The following is a 17,653-nucleotide window of genomic DNA, read 5'->3' on the forward strand; positions in this document are numbered from 1 at the left end:
GCTGACCCATGCTGACATCCACGCACGTCCCCGGCGGGCCGAACTGGCTCGACCTCGGCACACCCGACGTCGAGGCGGCCGTCGCCTTCTACCGGGGCGTTTTCGGGTGGGAGTTCGCCTCCGCCGGTCCGGAGGCGGGCGGCTACGGCTTCTTCCAGGTGGGCGGGAAGACGGTGGCGGCCGTGGGGCCGCTGACGGAGGAGGGGGCGTCCTCCGCCTGGACGGTGTACTTCCGCACCACGGACGCCGACGCCACGGCGAAGGCCGTGGAGCAGGCGGGAGGCACGGTGCGCTTCGGGCCGTTCGACGTCTTCACGGCCGGGCGGATGGCGGGCTTCACCGACCCGACCGGGGCCGAGTTCGCGGTCTGGGAAGCCGGCGAGGTCCAGGGACTGGACCTGGTCAACGCGCCCGGCTCGGCGAGCTGGATCGAGCTCTACACCACCGACGGGGCCGCGGCGAAGACCTTCTACCAGCAGGTCTTTGCCTGGGAGACGCGGGACATGCCGATGGGGGAGGAGCTCGTCTATACCGTGGCGGGGCCCGCGGGCGGTGGCGTGGAGACCATGCACGGTGGCCTCATGCAGTTGCCCGAGGAGAATCTGGTGGCCGGCTCGCGTTCCGAATGGCACCCGTATTTCGAGGTGGAGGACTGTGACGCCACGGTGGCGGCGGCCGCGGAAGGGGGCGCCACGGTCATCATTCCCGCCATGGACGCGCCGGGCATCGGCCGGCTGGCCATGTTCCTCGATCCCTTCCAGGCGCCGTTCGCGGTGATCACGAGCGCCTCGGCCTGACGGATCCACCGGAGCGTGGCGGGCCGCGCCGAAGCCCCGTCAAAAAGGTGCGGGCAGCGCGGTCGTGGCCCGTCGGACGGAAGGTGTCGATCTTGTGTCAACTGCTCTCAGACCCCTCCCGTGACCTGCGTCGACTCGGTACCGTCCCCTTCAGCCGCGATCTTTGTTCGATCGCGTTGACCGTAGCCCGGGCGGCCACACCAGGGCCGACCCGTTCCGGAAAGGGACATCCGTGCGCGCACACTTCCGCCGCAGAGCGATATCGGCGCTCGTCACGACCGCCGTCGCCACCCCCGTACTGTTCGCGGCCGCCGCCCCCGCCGAGGCCCGGCCGACGACCTCGGCCCAGCAGCGCGACAAGGCCGAGCGGCTCGCCAAGAAGCTGGTCAAGGCCGCCTCCGGGAAGAGCGCCTACCGCCATCTGGAGGAGTTCCAGGAGATAGCCGACGAGCACGGCGGCAACCGCGCCGCCGGCACGGCCGGGCACAAGGCGTCCACCGAGTACGTCTACCGGCTGCTGAAGAAGGCCGGTTACGACGTCTCGTACCAGAACTTCGACTTCTACGAGTCGAAGACGCTGGGCGAGAAGCTGAGCGTCGTCTCGCCCGAGCCGCGGGACATCAAGGTGGCGGCCTACAGCTTCAGCAAGTCCTCGCCCAAGGGCGGTCTCGTGGCGCCGCTCGCCGCGGCCCGCGTGGACGAGACCCCGGGCTGCGAGCTGGACGACTACGCCTCCGGCACCTTCACCGGCAAGATCGCGCTGGTCAAGCGCGGCAACTGCACCTTCCAGCAGAAGGAGGAGGTCGCCGCGAAGGCGGGCGCCATCGGCCTCATCCTCTACAACCACTCCGGCACCGAGCCGGTGCACGGCACGGTCAGCGACCCGGCCAACGCCCACATCCCCGCCGGCGGCATCTCCAAGGCCGACGGCGAGGCGCTCGCCGCGCAGGTCGCCAAGGGCGAGACCACGGTGAACCTGGACGTGAGCACCGAGGCGCTCAAGCGCCAGACCCGCAACGTGGTCGCCGAGACGCGCGGCGGCAGCGCCGACCACGTCGTGGCCCTCGGCAGCCACCTCGACTCGGTGCCCGAGGGCCCGGGCATCAACGACAACGGCTCCGGCTCCGCCGGCCTGCTGGAGGTCGCCCTGAGGCTCGCCGAGCAGATCCGCAAGCCCGGTCAGCAGCCCGCCAACAAGGTGCGGTTCGCCTGGTGGTCGGGCGAGGAGCTGGGCCTCCTCGGCTCCGAGCACTACGTCAAGCAGCTCAGCGAGAAGCAGCGCAAGCAGATCGCGCTCTACCTCAACTTCGACATGATCGCCTCGCCCAACCCGGTCGAGTTCGTCTACGACGGCGACGACTCCGACCGTAAGGGTGAGGGCCCCGGCCCGCAGGGTTCGGCACAGATCGAGCGGCTGATCAACGGCTACCTGGACCGCAAGGGCGCGCCGCACGAGGGCACCGACTTCGACGGCCGCTCCGACTACGGGCCGTTCATCAAGGCCGGCATCCCGGCGGGCGGCACGTTCACCGGTGCCGAGGGCGTCAAGACCAAGGAGCAGGCGGAGAAGTTCGGGGGCACGGCGGGTGTCGCCTACGACCCGAACTACCACAGCGCCGGCGACAACCTGGCGAACATCGACCGCAAGGCGTTCGACACCAACATCGACGTCATCGCCCACACGGTCGGCATCTACGCCCACGACCTGAGCTCGCTGACCGAGCCGGTCAAGGGCTGACCCCGGCTACAGCCGCGGTCTGTTGTGCCAGGCGGCGTAGACGCCGGTCAGGGCCGCGGCGTACTCGCTGAGGGCGGCGGGGCTGATGTGGTCGGCGAGGATCAGCGTCACACAGGCGGCCATGGTGATGGCGAAGGCGAACATGTCGGTGAGTTCGGTGTTCATGACCGGGCTTCTTTCGTCGACGTCGGCCGTGGGAGCGGAGGCGCCGGCTGGAGCGGAACCATGGCGTCCGGTGTCTTGAGTCTCGGCATATGACAGGGCGTGAGCCAGGGGTTGCCCGTTGCCCCCGCTAAGTGGGGCCGGGCAACCCCCTTTGACCTGCGGTTTTCCAGGGGGCGCCGGCGGCCGGTGCGCCGGCCGCCCGCCTCAAGGGCACCCCGGCACGTAGGGCACATCCGGCAGCAGGCGGCGCCAGGTCCGCTCGTCGACGCCGCCGACCGCCTCGCACGCGCCGGCCAGGACCGCGTCGACGCCGAGGTTCCACCGGCGCACGGTGGCGTCCTCGGCGACCGACACCACCGGGCCGCCCTCCCCGAGGAACGCCGCGGCCCTGACCCGGCCGGTGTGCCCGGTCAGGGTGAGCAGCAGCCGCCCCTCACGTGGATCCCAGACGCGGACGGTGTTGTCGCGGCCCGTCGTCACCATCCGGCTGCCGCCCGGATCGAAGGCGGCCGAGGTGACGGGGCCCGTGTGCCCGGCCAGAGTCCGCAGCCGGCGACCGTCGCGCGGATCCCACAGCTTGACGGTGTAGTCGCGGCTGGCCGTGGCCAGCGTGGTCCCCGCGGGGCTGACGGCCAGCCCGAGGACCGTATCGGCGTGATCGGCCAGCTTGCGCAGCTCACGGCCGTCGGACGCGCGCCAGATCCGGGCGGTGTTGTCCTGGCTGCCCGTGGCGAGGGTGGCGCCGTCGAGGAACAGCACCCGGTAGACGGCGTCTTCGTGGCCGAGGAGGCGCTGCTCCAGATGGGGCGTCGCCCCGGCGGTGCGCCACAGTCGCGCGGTACCGTCCTCGCCGGCCGTGGCGAGCGAGGACGGGTCACCGGGGCGGAAGGCGACCGAGGTGACCGCCCTCGGGTGGGCCTGCCAGCGGTGCACCGGGCGGTCCGGGGAAGCGGCCCGCCACACGGTCGCGGTGCCGCGCCCGTCACCCGCCGCGATCAGCGAGCCGTCCTGGCTGAAGGCCACCGCGCGCACCGGCCGGTCGGACACCCGCAGGACGCGCACGCCGCGGCGCCGGGTCCCCCACAGCCGTACCGTGCCGTCCTGCCCGGCGACGGCCAGCACGGCGCGGTCCGGGCTGAGGGCGGCGTCCAGCCACGCCGTCGCAGGGCCGGCGTCCGCGCCGGCGCGCGGCGTCCACAGGCGCAGCGTGCCGTCCTCGCCGGCCGTCGCCAGCCGGCGGCCGTCGGGGGAGAAGGCGATGCCGTGCACGGGGCCGAGATGGCTGGCCAGCACGGCGGTCCGGCGCCGCCCGGACAGGTCCCACACGCTCGCGGTGTCGTCCTGCCCGGCGGCGGCCAGCCGCTTGCCGTCGGGTGAGAACGCCACGGCCAGAACCGAGTCCTGCAGGCCCTCGAGAGCGGCCTCGCGTTCACCGGTCGCGGTGTTCCACAGCCCGACGTCCTCGTTCCACTCGCCGGTGGCCAGGTGCCGTCCGTCGGGGGAGAAGGCCAGCGAGTGGATTTGGCCGTGGCCCTTGGTGCCGACGATCCGGCTCCGCCGGGTACGGACGTCCCTCAGCCACACCCGCCCGTCCAGGCCGGCGGCGGCCACCCGGCTGCCGTCCCCGGTGACGGCCACGGCGTACAACGGCCCCAGCCCGGCGTCGAAGGACTCCGCCCCGGCGCCCGCGCTCCCCGCCGCGGCCTCGGTGGCCGTGCCGCCCGGGCGGGAGAGGCGGACGGTGCCGTCCCGCCCCGCCGACGCCAGCACCTCCGCGTGGTCGGACAGGGCCACCGCCCGTACGGCACCGTGGTGTGCGCCGCCTCGCGCCACAGGGGCGAGACGACTGGTGGCGGCGTCCCACAACGTCACCGTGCCCGCGTCGTCGCCCCACGCCGCCAGCGGACCGCGGCGTGCGACGGCCAGCGCCCGTACCGCCGTGCGGCCTTCGGCCACCACCTTGGACCGTCGGCTTGCGGTGCCGTCCCACTGTCGTACGGTGCCGTCCGCGCCGGCGGACAGCAGCCGGCCGGGGCGCGGCTGCCAGGCGACGGCGAGGACCGGCCCGCGGTGGCCCGTCAGCCGTCCGGCGTAGGACTGCGCCTGGGAGCTGAGCACCGCGCCGGCCGCGGCGGGCGTATGCGCCTGCCGCCAGGCGGCGGTCGCCAGCAGCATCGACACCTCCGGCCGGGCGGCGCTCAGCGCGGTCGAGCGGAAGGCCAGTTCCGCGGAGCGGGCGGCGCCGCGTTCCGCCACGGCCCGCCGCCCCTGATGGGCCGCCAGCGCGCCACCGGCCACGGCCAGGACCAGAAGCACCGCCAACGTGGCCAGCAGCCGGTGCAGAACGAGGGTCCGCCGCCGCTCCGCGGCCCGTTCGGCGGCGGCGTGCTCCACCGCGGCCGCCACATAGGCCTGTTCGACCTCGCTCACCGTCCCGAGGGGGTGGGCCAGGAGGTCACGGGCCGCCTCGAGCCTGCTGCCCCGGGGCAGCAGGGCGGGGTCGCGGCCTTCGGCGTCCCACTGCCGGGCGGCCACGCCCAGTTGCTGCCGTGCGTGCAGCGTGGCGGCGTGCGTCTCGATCCACCCGTGCAGCCGGGGCCAGGCGTGCAGGACCGCCTCGTGCGCCAGGGCGACCTCGTCGGCGTCGACGGTCAGCAGCCGGGCGCGGGCGAACTCCTCCACCACGTCAAGGGCCGCGCCGCGGCAGGCACCGGCCTGCCGCGCCAACGGCTCGCGCGCCACCCGGCCGCGCGTGGCCCGGCCGTCCTCGTCCACGCGGACCAGCCCCAGCAGCACCGAGCGCGCCGCCTCCTGACGCGCCGGCGACAGGCGCGCGTACGCCCGTTCCGCCGTCGCCGCCACCGCGCCGGCGATGCCGCAGGCCTGTTGGTAGCCCTCCACCGTCAGGGCGCCCTCGCGGCGGCGCTGCCACGTCGCCAGCAGCGCGTGGGACAGCAGCGGGAGCGTACCCGGCCCGTACCCGCCGTGCCCCTCGCCGCGGTGCTCCGCCCCGAGGTCACGCAGGATCAGCTCCACGAGCCCGGGCTCCAGATCCAGCCCCACCGCACGGGCCGGCCGGACGACTGCCTCACGGAGCTCCTCCGCCCGCATCGGCTCCAGCGGCAGCTGGCCGTCGCGCAGGGCGGCCGCCAGCTCCGGGAAGGCCAGGCACCTGCCGTAGAAGTCGGCGCGCATGCCGAGCACCACCAGCGCCGCCGAGCCGTCCCGGCCGCCGGCGAAGGCGGGCCCGGTCGCGAGCCCGTGCACGGCGCGGACGAACTCCGCCTGCTCGTGCGCGTCGGCGCACAGGGTGAAGACCTCCTCGAACTGGTCGACGACGAGCACGAGGCGCACCGGCTCCGCGGTGTCCCTTCCCGCTGTCCCCGCTGTCCCCGCTGTACGACCCGGCGTCCGCCGGCTCGTCTGGAGTGCCTCGTGCACCGCCCGGGCCAGGGCGGCCGGCCCCTGGTCCAGGGCCCTCCGCAGGTGCCCGGCATCGGTCGCCGAGGCGTGGGCGACCTCGGCCAGCAGGGTGTCCACCGGCTGTGCGCCGGGCCGCACGGTGACCACCGGCCAGCGGCTCGAACCGCTCACCGGCAGGACCCCACGGCGCAGCGCGGGCACCAGACCCGCCTGCAGCAGCGACGACTTGCCCGTACCCGACGCGGCCACCACGGCGGTCGGTCCGGAGCCGTCCAGCCGCTCGGTGAGACGGTTGACGAGCGCCGCCGTCGCCCGTTCGCGCCCGAAGAACCAGCCCGCCTCCGCGACCCCGAACGCCGCCAGACCGCGGTACGGGCAGACCTCCAGCGGCGTGCCGCGCGCTCCGCGCCGGCCGCGGTCCGCCTCCGACACCAACCGGGACAGTTCCCCGGCCGCGCGCAGGGCGCCTTCGCAGCGCCGGGCGACCTCCGGCGTCATCGGCTTCTCGCCGGTCTCCACCCGGCTCAGATAGCCCTTCGTGTAGTGGACCAGGTCGGACAGCCCCGCCAGCGAGATGCCGCGCGCCTGCCGGAGCCGGCGCAACTGCTCTCCCGGGGCGACCGTGGAAGCGGAGGTCCCGCCGCCGTCGCCCTCGTCACCGCGCTGGCGCATCAATGCCGTCCTTCTTCCTGGAGGGGTCTCTCCGCCGGGACGGGCGGGTGGCCACAACCGTCCGAATGGGTTGTTTGCCACAGGTTGTCCTGTCCGGTGGCCGTGACGGCCGGGATCGAAGCCCGACGCCGCGGAAACCGGTCCTTCGAGTGACCGTCGCCCCCTCGGTCGTCACGAACGGTGACGCGATGCTCCGTGCGGCGGCGCCCGACTGGCCGCACGGCCCGGCCTCTGGTCATCTGGGAAAGGCCCGGGAGCGGGCCCGGAGGAGGATGACGATGGATATCGGTGCCCTGACCGACGCGACACTCCGTGACCTGCGCCGTCCGCGCGACTATCCGGCGGTGTCGCTGTTGCTGCCCACCACCCGGCGCTCGCCCTACAGCGGCGAGGACCCGGTGCGGCTGCGCAACACGGTCGCGGAGGCCAAACGACGGCTCGCGGAGGACCCGAAGGTGACCCGGGCCGCCCGCATGGACGTCGAGAAGCGGCTCGACGCGGCGGCCGCGGAGGTCGACCTCACCCACTCGTCCGACGGGCTGCTCATCCTGGCCGCCCCCGGCGAGCACCAGGTCTGGTACCTGCCGCGCTCGGTGCCCCAGCGCGTGGTGGTCGCGGACACCTTCCTCACCCGCAACCTGGTCGCCGCCCGCCTCCTGGGCGAGCCCTACTGGGCGCTGGTGCTGTCCGAGAGCGAGACCCGGCTGTGGGACGGCGCCGGCGACACCCTCGAGGCGGTCACGGACGACGCCTTCCCGGTACTGCCCGAACTACCGGACCATCAGGACGCACTGCCCGGCCGTAACTTCGACAAGGTGGGCAACCACTCCATGACGGAGCGCGAGGAGGCGCACGTCGAACGCGAGCGTCAGTACATGCGCAAGGTCGCCGGCGCGCTCATGCCCGTCCTGGAGCGCAGCCGCCGGCCGCTGTACGTCGTCGGCCTGCGGGAGCAGATCGCGCTGTTCGAGAAGGTGTTCCCCGCCCGCGACGTGATCGCCGCCCGCGTCGAGAACGGGGGAGCGGTCGGCAAGTCCGCTCACGACCTCCTCACCCTGCTGCACCCGGCGTTCGACGAACGTCGCAGCTCGCGGCGCGGGGAGGTGCTGCGCCGCCTCGACGACGCGCGCGGATCCCGGCGCTTCACCTCCGGGCTCGACGAGATCTGGCAGACCGTCCGGCAGGGCCGGGTGGCCCTGCTGGCGGTGGAGGACCACTACCAGGTCACCGCGCGGGTCGACGGGAACGGCGGCCACCCGGTCAAGGTCGAGTCACCCACCGAGCCCCTGGCGGCGGACCCGGCCATCCGCGAGGACGTCGTGGACGAGATCGTCGAAACCGCTCTCAACAGCGGCGCGGACATCGAGTTCGTCCCCGACGACACCCTCGCCGGAGAGGACCGGCTGGCCGCTGTCCTGCGGTACTAGCGGTACTAGAGGTCGTCCCGGTCGGTGCGTCGGTAGGGGACGGTGCGTCGGTAGCGGATGGTGCGGCGTCCGCATCACTGTGCCGTATCCCGGACCGAGGGTTCAGGTGGTGGCCAGCAGCAGGTCCTCACCGCTGGACGGGCGAAGGGCGTCGGTGCGATCAGCGAAGTAGCGCTCTGCCAGCAAGGCTCCCGACACGTGCCGGGAGGTCACGAAGCCGACGTCGCGGGCCAGTGCCAGCATTTCCTGCGGGCTGTAGAAGCTGACGAACGGCGTCCCGGACGCTCGTGCGCCGTCCGCGCTGGCCCGGAGGCCGGGCCGGTCGGCGGCGTCGACAAGTTCGGTCGGCAGCAGGAAGGTCATGGCGAGCGTCGAGCCGGGTGCGAGCCCGGCGACCTGGCGCAGGGTGGCAGCGGTGGTCTCTTTGGTGAGGTACATGCTGACGCCGGTGGAGACGACGACCGCCGGCCGGCCGGGGTCGAAGCCCGCGGTGGACAGCTGCTCGGACCAGGACATGCCGGCCTCGAAGTCGACCGGCACCAGGTGCAGCCAGTCGGGGATGCCGTAGCCGAGCTCGACCAGGCGGTGGCGCTTCCAGGCTTGGGTGCCGGGCTGGTCGACCTCGAAGACCTGCAGACGGGAGGCGAGCTCGGGCTTACGCTGGGCGAAGGTGTCCAGACCGGCTCCCAGAATGACGTACTGGGTCACGCCGCGGTCGATCTGCTCGGCGACCAGGTCCTCGATGAAACGGGCGCGGGCCACGATGGCCGCCCGGAACCCGCTGGTGGCCTGCGGATCCATGTCCGGGCGGTGGTGCCAGTCGTCGCCGGGAGCCGCCAGTCGCAGGCCGATCTCGTCCTCGATCACATGCGGGGGCGGGTCGACGCGGAGGTGCATCGCCCGCCAGAGGGCGGTCCGCACAGCGGTGTTGTCCGGTGCCTGGGTCTGCTCGTGCGCCATGGTGTTCCCCCTGTTGTCGCAGTTCTAGTCGCAGTTCTCGTCGCCGGCGGGAGCCTGGAGGCTCCACAGGCGCCCGTCGGGATCGCGGACGGTCATCTCCTTGGTCCCGTAATGGGTGTCCTCGAACGGCGTGACCACCTCGACGGCAGGATCGGCACGGAACGCGTCCGCGTCCGGTGCCTTCAGCACGATCCGCGTCTGGGGCTCCTGGTCCTGGGGAACCTCGGCGATGAACACGTACGGACCGTCGCCGTTGCGGAACTGGCCCGAGTCGTGGTCTGTGGCGAACTCCAGCTCGTAGCCCAACGCCTGGAAGAACTTCGCCGCCTTGCCCCAGTTGTGCGTCGTCAGGAACACGGCCTCTATTCCCTCGGTCGTCATGTCAGGTCCCCTTCTCAGGCGATTGCTGCTTGTTCCCATGGGCGTCATCGAGGTAGGCGCGCAGCGCGTCGGCGACGATCGCCGACAACGACATGCCCGACTCGATGGCGTGGTACTTGACCTGCTTGATCAGCTCGATCGGCAGGTAGACGTTGAATTGCTTGACTTCCTCACGACCCACAGCGCGGATGCTAGCACCCTAGGATGCTAGCAAGCGTGGTACGCCGCGGCGGCCGGGCTCAGGGGGCTTTGTTTTACGGCTGGTGGGTCACCGCGCGGTGGAGCAGGCCGCGCAGTGTGTCCTGCTCCTGGTACGTCAGGCCCGCCAGGGGTGACTCCTGGACGAGGAGCCCGATGAGCTCCTCGCGCAGGGCGGTGCCCTCCGGGGTGAGGACCAGTTGCTTGGCGCGGCGGTCGGTGGGGTGCGGGCGCCGTTCGATCAGGCCCTGCTTCTCGAGCTTGTCGATCACGAAGGTGGCGTTGGACGGCTCGCAGCTCATCCGGTCCGCGAGCTCCCGCATCGTCATCGGGCCGGTCAGCTCGCGCAGGGCCGTGGCCTGCGGTGCCGTCAGGCCCAGCGTGGCCGCGCGCTCGCGCACGTGGTCCCCGATCCGGCGGGCCAGCCCGTTCACCAGGCCGCAGAGCTCCCGCTCGGCGGCGGTCGGCGCTTGCGACCGCGGTCGGGGGGTGTGCGGTTCGGCGGCGTGCGGGTCGGGCGTCCTCATACACCCATGCTAGCAAGTGCATCAAGTGGCAATATTTATAGCTTGAATCATTCAAGCTAGATGCATATGCTGGTGCCCATGACGAACTCAGTGACAGGGCAGGGGCGGCGGCGCGAGGACGAACGGCTGCGGCGGCCGTCGGGTATCCGATCGGTGAGGCTCGGTGACGTGAAGGTCAGCTATGTGCCGGACGGCGCCGTGCAGCTCACCCGGGGCTGGCTCCCGGACGCCACCGACGACATCTGGGCCGCTCACCCCGAATACCTCGACGACACCGGCCATTTGGTGGCGAGCGTCGGCGGTCTGCTGGTGGAGCACGGCGACCGCGCGCTGCTGATCGACGCGGGCTTCGGCCCGCAGGCGTTCCCGGCGGAGCCGGGCAACGCGCACGGCGCCATCCACGGCGGCGCGTTGCTCGACAACCTGGCCGCGCTCGGCCGCAGCCCGCGGGAGGTCGAGGCCGTGGCCTTCACGCACCTGCACATCGACCACCTCGGCTGGGCATGGCACCCGGCTCCGGGCGGCGACCGGCCCGCCTTCGACCACGCCGCGTACCTGGTGGCCGAGCCCGAGTGGACCGAGCGTCACCTCACCGAGGAGCACGGCACGAGCCCCGAGATCATCGCGGCACTCGCGCCCCGGGTGCGCACGGTGACGGACCGGCAGGAGATCTTCCCCGGCGTACGGGTGCTGCTCACGCCCGGGCACACGGCCGGGCACGCCGCGTACGTCATCACCGGCGGCGGGCGGCGCCTGATCGCCTTCGGCGACGCGCTCCACTCGCCGATACAGGTCGACCACCCCGAATGGTCGGCGGCATCCGACCACGACCCGCGGCTCTCCGCCGACTTCCGCCGACGGCTCGTCGCGGAGCTGGCGGAACCGGAGACGATCGGGTTCGGCATACATTTCGCCGATGTCGTCTTCGGTCGCGTCTGCCGGGACGGCGACGGCCCGGCGTGGCGGCCGGTGGACGCCTGAGCTGCGCCCCCCTGGCTGGGGCCGGGTGGCTGGGGCCTGGGCGGGGGCGAGAGTTCGGGTGGCCGGAGGCATGTGGCTGGGGCGGTACGTGTCGGACCCTGGCGGGGGCAGGGGTAGGGGCAGGGGGTGAGCCGAAGGGGGCCGGGCCGGTCCGGGGTGACGGCCGGCGCGGGGTCCGGGTGGTCAGGGGGCCGTCGTCAGTGGGTGACGACGTTGTGAGCCTGGGTCACCTGGGGCTGGACGTGGCCGTAGCCGAGGTCGGAGATGATCGGGGCGAGGGTGGCGGCGAAGGATTCGAACGCCTCGGGGGACTCCCAGACGTCGGTGACCCGCCAGCCTCCGTCGACCGGGCCTGAGACATGGACGATGATCCCGTCGGCCCCTGGTAGATCGGCGAAGGAGGTGAAGCCCTGCCCGCCGGTGAGGCGGTCGATGCAGGCGTCGTACACGTCCTGCGTGGCGCCTGGGAGTTCGAACGTGACGATGATGGCCATGAGCTGCCTGCTTTCTGTCCGTGACGGTCCCGATCGGGCGTTTCCTTACCCGATCCCGGCAGCGGTGACGCACGCCGCCCACGGCCTCGGGACGCATTCGGGTGTACGGCCGTACGCCCCGCACGCCGGTTCGGGCGCGGCCGCGCGGGCCCGTGCCGTCGGTCGTGGGTCAGGAGGGGCCTGCCGGTTCCGGGGCCCGCGCGGCGGCGGAGGCGGGGGCGGCGGGGGCGGCGAGGATTCGGTCGAGGTGGTAGTCGATGGCGCGCCGGACCTCGGCCAGGGTGCGGCGGCCGTGGACGATGTCCAGGCCCAGTCCTGTCACGCCGGACACCAGCAGATCGGCCTCCAGCAGTGGATCGACGCCGTCGCCACCCGGCCCGCCGGGGCGGGCCTGCGCGATGACCGTGGCCACGAGGTGCTCCACCGGCCGGGCGTCGTGCAGGAAGACCTCGGCCAGCCGGGGGTCGGTGAGGCTGCGCGCGTAGTAGGCGGCGAACACCCGCAGGGCGGTGCGGCGCTGGTCGTCCAGGGGCAGGAACTCGTCCAGGATCAGCCGCAGCAGGGCACGGGGGTCGGCGGGATCGCGTAGTGCCCGGGCGCGGGCGCGGGCCTGGCGCTCGTTCTCCTCGTGCAGCATGCGCAGCGCCGCGACCAGGAGCCGGTGCTTGGTGTCGAAGTGGTACTGCACCACGCGCAGGGACACCCCGGCCTCGGTGGCGATCTCGCGCATGCTCGCGGCGTCCAGCCCGCGGTCGGCGGCGATGCGCCAGACCGCCTCGGCTATCTGGCGGCGTCTGCGCGAGGCCGTGTCCGCTGCGGCGGGGGCGGCCCGCGGCTCGGGCGGGTTCTTGCGCCCCCGGTAGGCCCGGGCCTGGCAGCTGCGGGAGCAGTAGACGGGCGGGCGTCCGCGGGGCGCGGGCGGCAGGCGCGTACCGCAGACCTGGCAGGCGGAGCGGATTTCGTCACGCATTTCTTCAGAATAGCGTCGAAAATTGTGTGACGTAATGAGAGATGGGGCTTGGGATCACGGCTTTTTGGTTGGAGCGCGTTGTTACGCTCGTACCGTACGAGGAAATCGCCCGGAGGTGCGTATGGATGAGGGTTGGTACCGGCTGGGGATGCTTCTGACGCTGGTCGTGGGTTTCTGGGAAGGCGTGATGGCCGTCGTCTTCCGTCTGTTCACCGACAAGGACCCCAGTGTGATGACCGCGGTCAACTATCTGGCCGCGCCGTGGTGCTACGTGGCCGCCGCGGGAGTGGCCGCGGTCGCCTTCGCTGTCATCGCGGTCCTCGACGCGGGCCACAAGAAGGCGCTGGCCCGTAAGGAGGCCGCGGACGCGCGGTCGTGACGCGTCCCGGGTCCGTCACCCGGCGGCGACAGCGCGCGGGGCGGCGACGGGCCGGTCCGGGGTGAAGGTCACCGACCGCACGTGCTCGCGCGAGGACCGGTCGAGCAGCACCACCGAGGCCGCCTCCGCCACCACGTCCGGCACGGGACGCGGCGGTGGAGGCGGCGTCATGCCCCGGTCCGCCGCGCCGGGCGCCGCCTGCCCGGACAGGGCGTGCAGCAGGCGGTCGAGTCCACGGCGGTGCCGGGCGAAGACGCGCTCCGAGGCCCACCGGCCCCGTGCCGCCTGGCCCGCCAGGGCCTCGTCGGCCCCGACGTCCAGCAGCACCAGATGCAGCTCGCGGCCCTGCCGCCCCGCGGTGCGGGCCAGCCAGCGGCGCATCCACGCCCGGCTGCCGCAGTCGTGCACCAGGAGCGGCCCGCCGCCGCGCACTTCGGTACGCAGCCAGCGGAAGTGCTCCAGCCGCGCCCACGGCCGGTACACCGCGTAGGGCAGGCGCTCCGGCATCACGGCCTGGCAGGCCACATGGACCGCCCGGGGGTCCACGGCGGACGGCACCCCGCGCTCGCCGTCGCCCGGCGCAGCCTGGGCCCACCGGCGCAGCAGGGTGCTCTTGCCGCTGCCCGGGAGACCGGAGACGACCACCACCGCACCCGGCGGATAGGACAGTGTGGCGGGCACGCCGTCGACCGCTCCGCGCAGATCCACCAGCCCCCGCGGACGCGACGCCGCCCCCGGCCCCCCGGCCGCCCCGGTCCGGGCCTCCGCCACGGCCGGTACTGCCATGTCTCCCATTGTCCTTACCGTCCCTGTCCGAACCCGACTGCCCCCGAGCCTCGCACGAGCCGGCGGGCGGCCCCCGGGAGGCCCCCTGCCGGGCCGGCAGCGGGACAGCCTTGAGGACGCCGTGACGGGCCGGCCGGTTGACCGCTCACAGGGGGCGCACGGCGCAGTCCCGGCCAAAGTTTCCACGCCGACACTGTTTTGAGTCAGCGTCACATTGCCTACCGTTGACACGGTCTTGGCCATCGCTTTACCGTCTGTGTGGGCGACGCACACCTATCGGCGACGCCGCATATTCCCATCCTTTGGAGGTCCGCCATGGAGAAGCTCATCAAGAAGATGGCCCAGGACGACGTCTGGCGTGGCTGGGTCGCCGCCAACTCGGCCACCGCCGCCGCGAAGGACGGTTGCATCAGCGTGGCCAAGTCCGGCTGCATCAGCGTGGTCAAGACCGGTTGTATCTCCTGACCACTTTCTGATCAACCCCTGTAGAGCCAGACCGGAGTGGGCCGGGCGGCAACGTCACGTCCGCGCGGCCCACTTCGCGGTACACCGCACGGGACCCCATGGTGCGGGGGCGCCCGTTCTCCGAGCACACCTGAGGGGTGGCACATGGACGGTCAGCCGACGGCCGACATCGTCGATCGGATCAAGGACATCCCGATCTACCGCGAGTCGATCGAACGTGGCCACTTCCCGATACTCGAGAAACCCGAGATCGCGCGCGGCTTCCCCGACAACTGGATGACGCCCGCACTCGCCGCCGCGCTGGAGGCCGGCGAGGCGGAGTTCGTGCTGTCCACGGGCACCAACCACGCCCGCATGCAGATCATCCGCCCCCCGTACTTCCTGCTGAACTCCTACTACCAGTTGTGGAGCGAGCACCCCGACATCGCCCACACCTGGCACGAGGGCTGCCGGCGCCTGTCGCTGACGACCATGCTGGCCACCGAGCACGTGGCACGGGTCAACGCCAAGAAGCGCGGCGCGGAGCCCGACGCCTCGCCGGCCCTGGAGGACCGGCGGCTCGACGCCCGCACCCTCTACCTCAACCTGCGCCTGGACCCGGCGCTGTGGGAGCGCGACGACGTCGAGCGCATGCTCGCCGAGATACGGGCCGCCCGCGACGAGCACCCGCAGGGCCTCTACCACCTGGACTGCTCCAGCTACCACCTGGCGCATCTCGTCCGCAAGGTCGGCGAATGGGACCTGTGGGACGACTTCCCGCAGCCCGCGAGCATCATCCACGCCTACGAGTACACGCCGGTCAACGTCCGCGATTACTTGCTGGAGCACTTCGACTGCCCGGTCGTCGACCTCTTCGGCAGCACCGAACTCGGCTACCTGTACTACAGCGACCGCGACGGCAAATTCTGGCCCTACCTCGACAAGATGAGCGTCGAACTCATCCCGGTGGAGCCCGGCAGCCGCATCTACAGCCTCATCGTCACCAGCGTCCGCAACCCGCACATGCCGCTGATCCGGTACCGCTCGGGAGACTGCGCGCGCACGCTGGACGGAACGCCCGACCCCACCAAGATCTCCAGGTTCTGCGGCCGCGAGAAGGAACTCCTCGCCACGCCGGACGGGCCCGTCTCCCAGGGCGACCTCGACGACCGCGTCACCGTCGCCTCCCCGCGCGTCTTCGTCCACCAACTGCGCCTCAAGGGCGACACGGAGGCCGAGCTGCACTACGTGACCTTCGACGACGCCCCCCTCGAGCCGCCCGCCGCCGCGGCGCTGGAGAAGAGCGTCGCAGAGCTGACCGGCCGGGCGTGCAGGCTCGAGCACCGCACGCACATCCCCATCGGGAAGTCCGGGAAGTACGCCTGGCTCGCCCAAGACCTCTGACCACCCCGACGGAAGAACCCGCCATGACCACACAGCCGCACGTGTCCGCCGACGAGCTCAAGGCCCTGCTCGGGGACACCCTCCACGCCGAAGTGGTGTCGCACTTCACCGCCAAGACCGGCGCGGCTCCGGACTATGTCGAGCGCCAGGTCACCGAGTGCCTGCGCTACCTCTACCTCGTCTCCCGCCACCAGGACCGGCTCAGCGGCCTCTTCCTGCCCGTCGAGCAGGACATCGACGAGATCTGGCACTACCTCATCCTGCAGACGCGCGAGTACCGGACCCTGTGCGAGGAGAGGCTCCCGGGAGGCTTCTTCATCCACCACCGCAGCATCGCCTACGAGGAGTACCAGCAGGAGCCCGGCCGCGAGCAGGCGATCGAGGAGGCCCTGCGCTGGATCCCGCTGTACGTCCGCGAGTTCGGCCCGTTCGACGAGGGAGCCCTGCCGCACTGGACGATCGTGCGCTTCCTGCACCAGCAGATGAACATGTCGCTGCAGGACATCGCGGCGCTCGAACCGCTCGGTGCGGCCTAGTACCCCGCCCGGCACCCGAAGGATGAGCCCATGAGCACTCCCCCCGCCGCGCCGGCCGCCGCGCAGAAGCGGATCCTGACCGTGCTGGTGATCGCACAGGTCCTCAGCGGCGTCGGCACGGCCGCCGGCATCACCGTCGGCGCGCTGCTGGCCGAGGAGATGCTGGAGTCGACCGGCCTGGCCGGAGTGCCCGCGGCCCTGTTCACCGGCGGTGCCGCCCTCGGCGCCGTGGGCATCGGCCGGATCAGCCAGCGCTGGGGGCGCCGCCCCGGCCTCACCCTCGGATACGCCGTCGCCGCCCTCGGCAGCGCCGGCGTCGTCCTGGCCGCGACCGTCGACAGCGTGGTGCTGCTGTTCGCCTCCCTCCTCGTCTACGGCGCCGGGACCGCGACCACCCTGCTGGCCCGGTACGCGGGCGCGGACCTCGCCCCGCCCGCGCGCCGCGGCCGTGCCGTGAGCACCGTGCTGTTCGCCACCACGCTCGGCGCGGTCGTCGGCCCCATGCTGGTCGACGTCACGGGGGACGTGGCGCACGCCTGGGACATCCCCCGTCTGGTGGGCCCCTTCCTGCTGGGCATGGTGGCCTACTCCGCGGCCGCGGTCGTCATCGGGGCGCTGCTGCGCCCCGACCCGCTGCGGCTGGCCCGCGAACTCGCCGCGACGGACACCCCGAAGACTCCCGGTGCACCGGCGCAGGCCGCCCCGCGGGCCGACGCGCGCGGGCTCGCCACCGGCACGGCGATCATGGTCATCAGCCAGCTCGTGATGATCGCGATCATGACGATGACGCCCGTCCACATGACGGCACACGGCCACGGCACACAGGCGGCCGGACTCGTCATCGCCCTCCACGTGGGCTCGATGTACCTGCCGTCCCCGCTCACCGGCCTGCTCGTCGACCGCCTCGGCCGGCTGTGGGTCGCCGCCGCCTCCGGCGTCGTCCTGCTCTCCGCGGGCGTCCTCGCGGCCCTGGCACCGCCGCACTCCACGCCCGCCCTGGCCGCCGCGCTGATCCTGCTCGGCATCGGCTGGAACTTCGGCCTGGTCAGCGGCACCGCCATCATCACCGACGCCGTGCCGCTCGCCACCCGCGCCAGCACCCAGGGCATGGTCGACGTCGGCATCGCCATCGCCGGCGCCACCGGCGGCATGGCCTCCGGCATGGTCGTCGCCTCCGGCGGCTACCCCGTGCTGGCGGTCGGCGGCGGCATCCTCGCCCTCGCGATCGTCCCCGTGGCCGCCCTCACCGCCCGCCCGGCCCGCGCCACCTGACGCACCGGAAGCGGGTCGCGGCGCGGCGCCGGTGCCGTCGGGCGGCCCGGCCGTTGTCCGGGTTCTTTTCGTCGTAGGCCGCACCTCCTGGCGTGGTGC

General features: G+C 72.7%; 18 protein-coding genes. 9 read left to right on the forward strand and 9 right to left on the reverse strand.

Annotation, left to right across the window (positions count from 1 at the left end):
* The first annotated feature begins 8 nt into the window (after positions 1–8).
* Positions 9–797, forward strand: a complete 789-nt coding sequence (locus ABZ956_RS09235; protein WP_361889260.1) for a VOC family protein — start codon at positions 9–11, stop codon at positions 795–797.
* A gap of 232 nt (positions 798–1,029) precedes the next feature.
* Complete coding sequence (locus ABZ956_RS09240) at positions 1,030–2,535, forward strand: M28 family metallopeptidase (RefSeq protein ID WP_361889263.1); 1,506 nt, start codon at positions 1,030–1,032, stop codon at positions 2,533–2,535.
* Positions 2,536–2,541: 6 nt separating this feature from the next.
* Here ABZ956_RS09240 and ABZ956_RS09245 read toward each other — a convergent pair whose 3' ends face one another.
* Together ABZ956_RS09245 and ABZ956_RS09250 are read right to left on the reverse strand one after the other, a co-directional pair.
* Positions 2,542–2,700: a hypothetical protein gene (locus ABZ956_RS09245; RefSeq protein WP_361889266.1), complete on the reverse strand. Its 159-nt coding sequence runs from the start codon at positions 2,698–2,700 to the stop codon at positions 2,542–2,544.
* 204 nt (positions 2,701–2,904) lie between these two features.
* Positions 2,905–6,795, reverse strand: coding sequence for a helix-turn-helix domain-containing protein (locus ABZ956_RS09250; RefSeq protein ID WP_361889268.1), 3,891 nt, complete (start codon positions 6,793–6,795; stop codon positions 2,905–2,907).
* A 278-nt stretch (positions 6,796–7,073) separates the two neighbouring features.
* Here ABZ956_RS09250 and ABZ956_RS09255 point away from each other — a divergent pair, with 278 nt between their 5' ends.
* Positions 7,074–8,222, forward strand: a complete 1,149-nt coding sequence (locus tag ABZ956_RS09255) for a hypothetical protein (protein WP_361889271.1) — start codon at positions 7,074–7,076, stop codon at positions 8,220–8,222.
* 102 nt (positions 8,223–8,324) lie between these two features.
* Here the strand turns inward: ABZ956_RS09255 and ABZ956_RS09260 are convergent, their stop codons facing one another.
* From ABZ956_RS09260 to ABZ956_RS09275, 4 genes are all read right to left on the reverse strand, one after another.
* A complete protein-coding gene (locus tag ABZ956_RS09260; protein ID WP_361889274.1) occupies positions 8,325–9,182 on the reverse strand; it encodes a class I SAM-dependent methyltransferase in 858 nt (285 codons plus the stop codon).
* Between the two features lie 24 nt (positions 9,183–9,206).
* Positions 9,207–9,563: a VOC family protein gene (locus tag ABZ956_RS09265; RefSeq protein ID WP_361889277.1), complete on the reverse strand. Its 357-nt coding sequence runs from the start codon at positions 9,561–9,563 to the stop codon at positions 9,207–9,209.
* Position 9,564: 1 nt separating this feature from the next.
* Entirely contained in the window at positions 9,565–9,744 is a 180-nt protein-coding gene (locus tag ABZ956_RS09270) for a ribbon-helix-helix protein, CopG family (RefSeq protein ID WP_361889279.1), read from the reverse strand.
* Positions 9,745–9,817: 73 nt separating this feature from the next.
* On the reverse strand, positions 9,818–10,288 hold the full coding sequence (locus ABZ956_RS09275) for a MarR family transcriptional regulator (protein ID WP_361889281.1): 471 nt from the start codon (positions 10,286–10,288) through the stop codon (positions 9,818–9,820).
* Positions 10,289–10,366: 78 nt separating this feature from the next.
* Here ABZ956_RS09275 and ABZ956_RS09280 point away from each other — a divergent pair, with 78 nt between their 5' ends.
* Positions 10,367–11,269, forward strand: a complete 903-nt coding sequence (locus ABZ956_RS09280) for an MBL fold metallo-hydrolase (RefSeq protein WP_361889284.1) — start codon at positions 10,367–10,369, stop codon at positions 11,267–11,269.
* Positions 11,270–11,466: 197 nt separating this feature from the next.
* Here the strand turns inward: ABZ956_RS09280 and ABZ956_RS09285 are convergent, their stop codons facing one another.
* Positions 11,467–11,763, reverse strand: a complete 297-nt coding sequence (locus ABZ956_RS09285) for a hypothetical protein (protein WP_361889287.1) — start codon at positions 11,761–11,763, stop codon at positions 11,467–11,469.
* 169 nt (positions 11,764–11,932) lie between these two features.
* Positions 11,933–12,733 (reverse strand): TetR/AcrR family transcriptional regulator, encoded by an 801-nt coding sequence (locus ABZ956_RS09290; RefSeq protein ID WP_361889290.1) that lies wholly within the window; start codon positions 12,731–12,733, stop codon positions 11,933–11,935.
* A 115-nt stretch (positions 12,734–12,848) separates the two neighbouring features.
* On the opposite strand from ABZ956_RS09290, the gene ABZ956_RS09295 reads away from it, so the two are divergent.
* Positions 12,849–13,112, forward strand: a complete 264-nt coding sequence (locus tag ABZ956_RS09295) for a hypothetical protein (protein ID WP_361889293.1) — start codon at positions 12,849–12,851, stop codon at positions 13,110–13,112.
* Positions 13,113–13,127: 15 nt separating this feature from the next.
* Here the strand turns inward: ABZ956_RS09295 and ABZ956_RS09300 are convergent, their stop codons facing one another.
* Positions 13,128–13,898, reverse strand: coding sequence for an AAA family ATPase (locus tag ABZ956_RS09300; RefSeq protein WP_361889296.1), 771 nt, complete (start codon positions 13,896–13,898; stop codon positions 13,128–13,130).
* Positions 13,899–14,156: 258 nt separating this feature from the next.
* Here ABZ956_RS09300 and ABZ956_RS09305 point away from each other — a divergent pair, with 258 nt between their 5' ends.
* From ABZ956_RS09305 to ABZ956_RS09320, 4 genes are all read left to right on the forward strand, one after another.
* Complete coding sequence (locus ABZ956_RS09305; RefSeq protein ID WP_361889299.1) at positions 14,157–14,363, forward strand: hypothetical protein; 207 nt, start codon at positions 14,157–14,159, stop codon at positions 14,361–14,363.
* Between the two features lie 144 nt (positions 14,364–14,507).
* Positions 14,508–15,746: a hypothetical protein gene (locus ABZ956_RS09310; protein WP_361889302.1), complete on the forward strand. Its 1,239-nt coding sequence runs from the start codon at positions 14,508–14,510 to the stop codon at positions 15,744–15,746.
* A 23-nt stretch (positions 15,747–15,769) separates the two neighbouring features.
* Positions 15,770–16,282, forward strand: a complete 513-nt coding sequence (locus ABZ956_RS09315; protein WP_361889305.1) for a hypothetical protein — start codon at positions 15,770–15,772, stop codon at positions 16,280–16,282.
* 30 nt (positions 16,283–16,312) lie between these two features.
* Positions 16,313–17,554 (forward strand): MFS transporter, encoded by a 1,242-nt coding sequence (locus ABZ956_RS09320; protein ID WP_361889308.1) that lies wholly within the window; start codon positions 16,313–16,315, stop codon positions 17,552–17,554.
* Positions 17,555–17,653: the final 99 nt, after the last annotated feature.

It is taken from the genome of Streptomyces sp. NPDC046261 (genome assembly GCF_040646235.1).
Classification (GTDB): Bacteria; Actinomycetota; Actinomycetes; order Streptomycetales; family Streptomycetaceae; genus Streptomyces.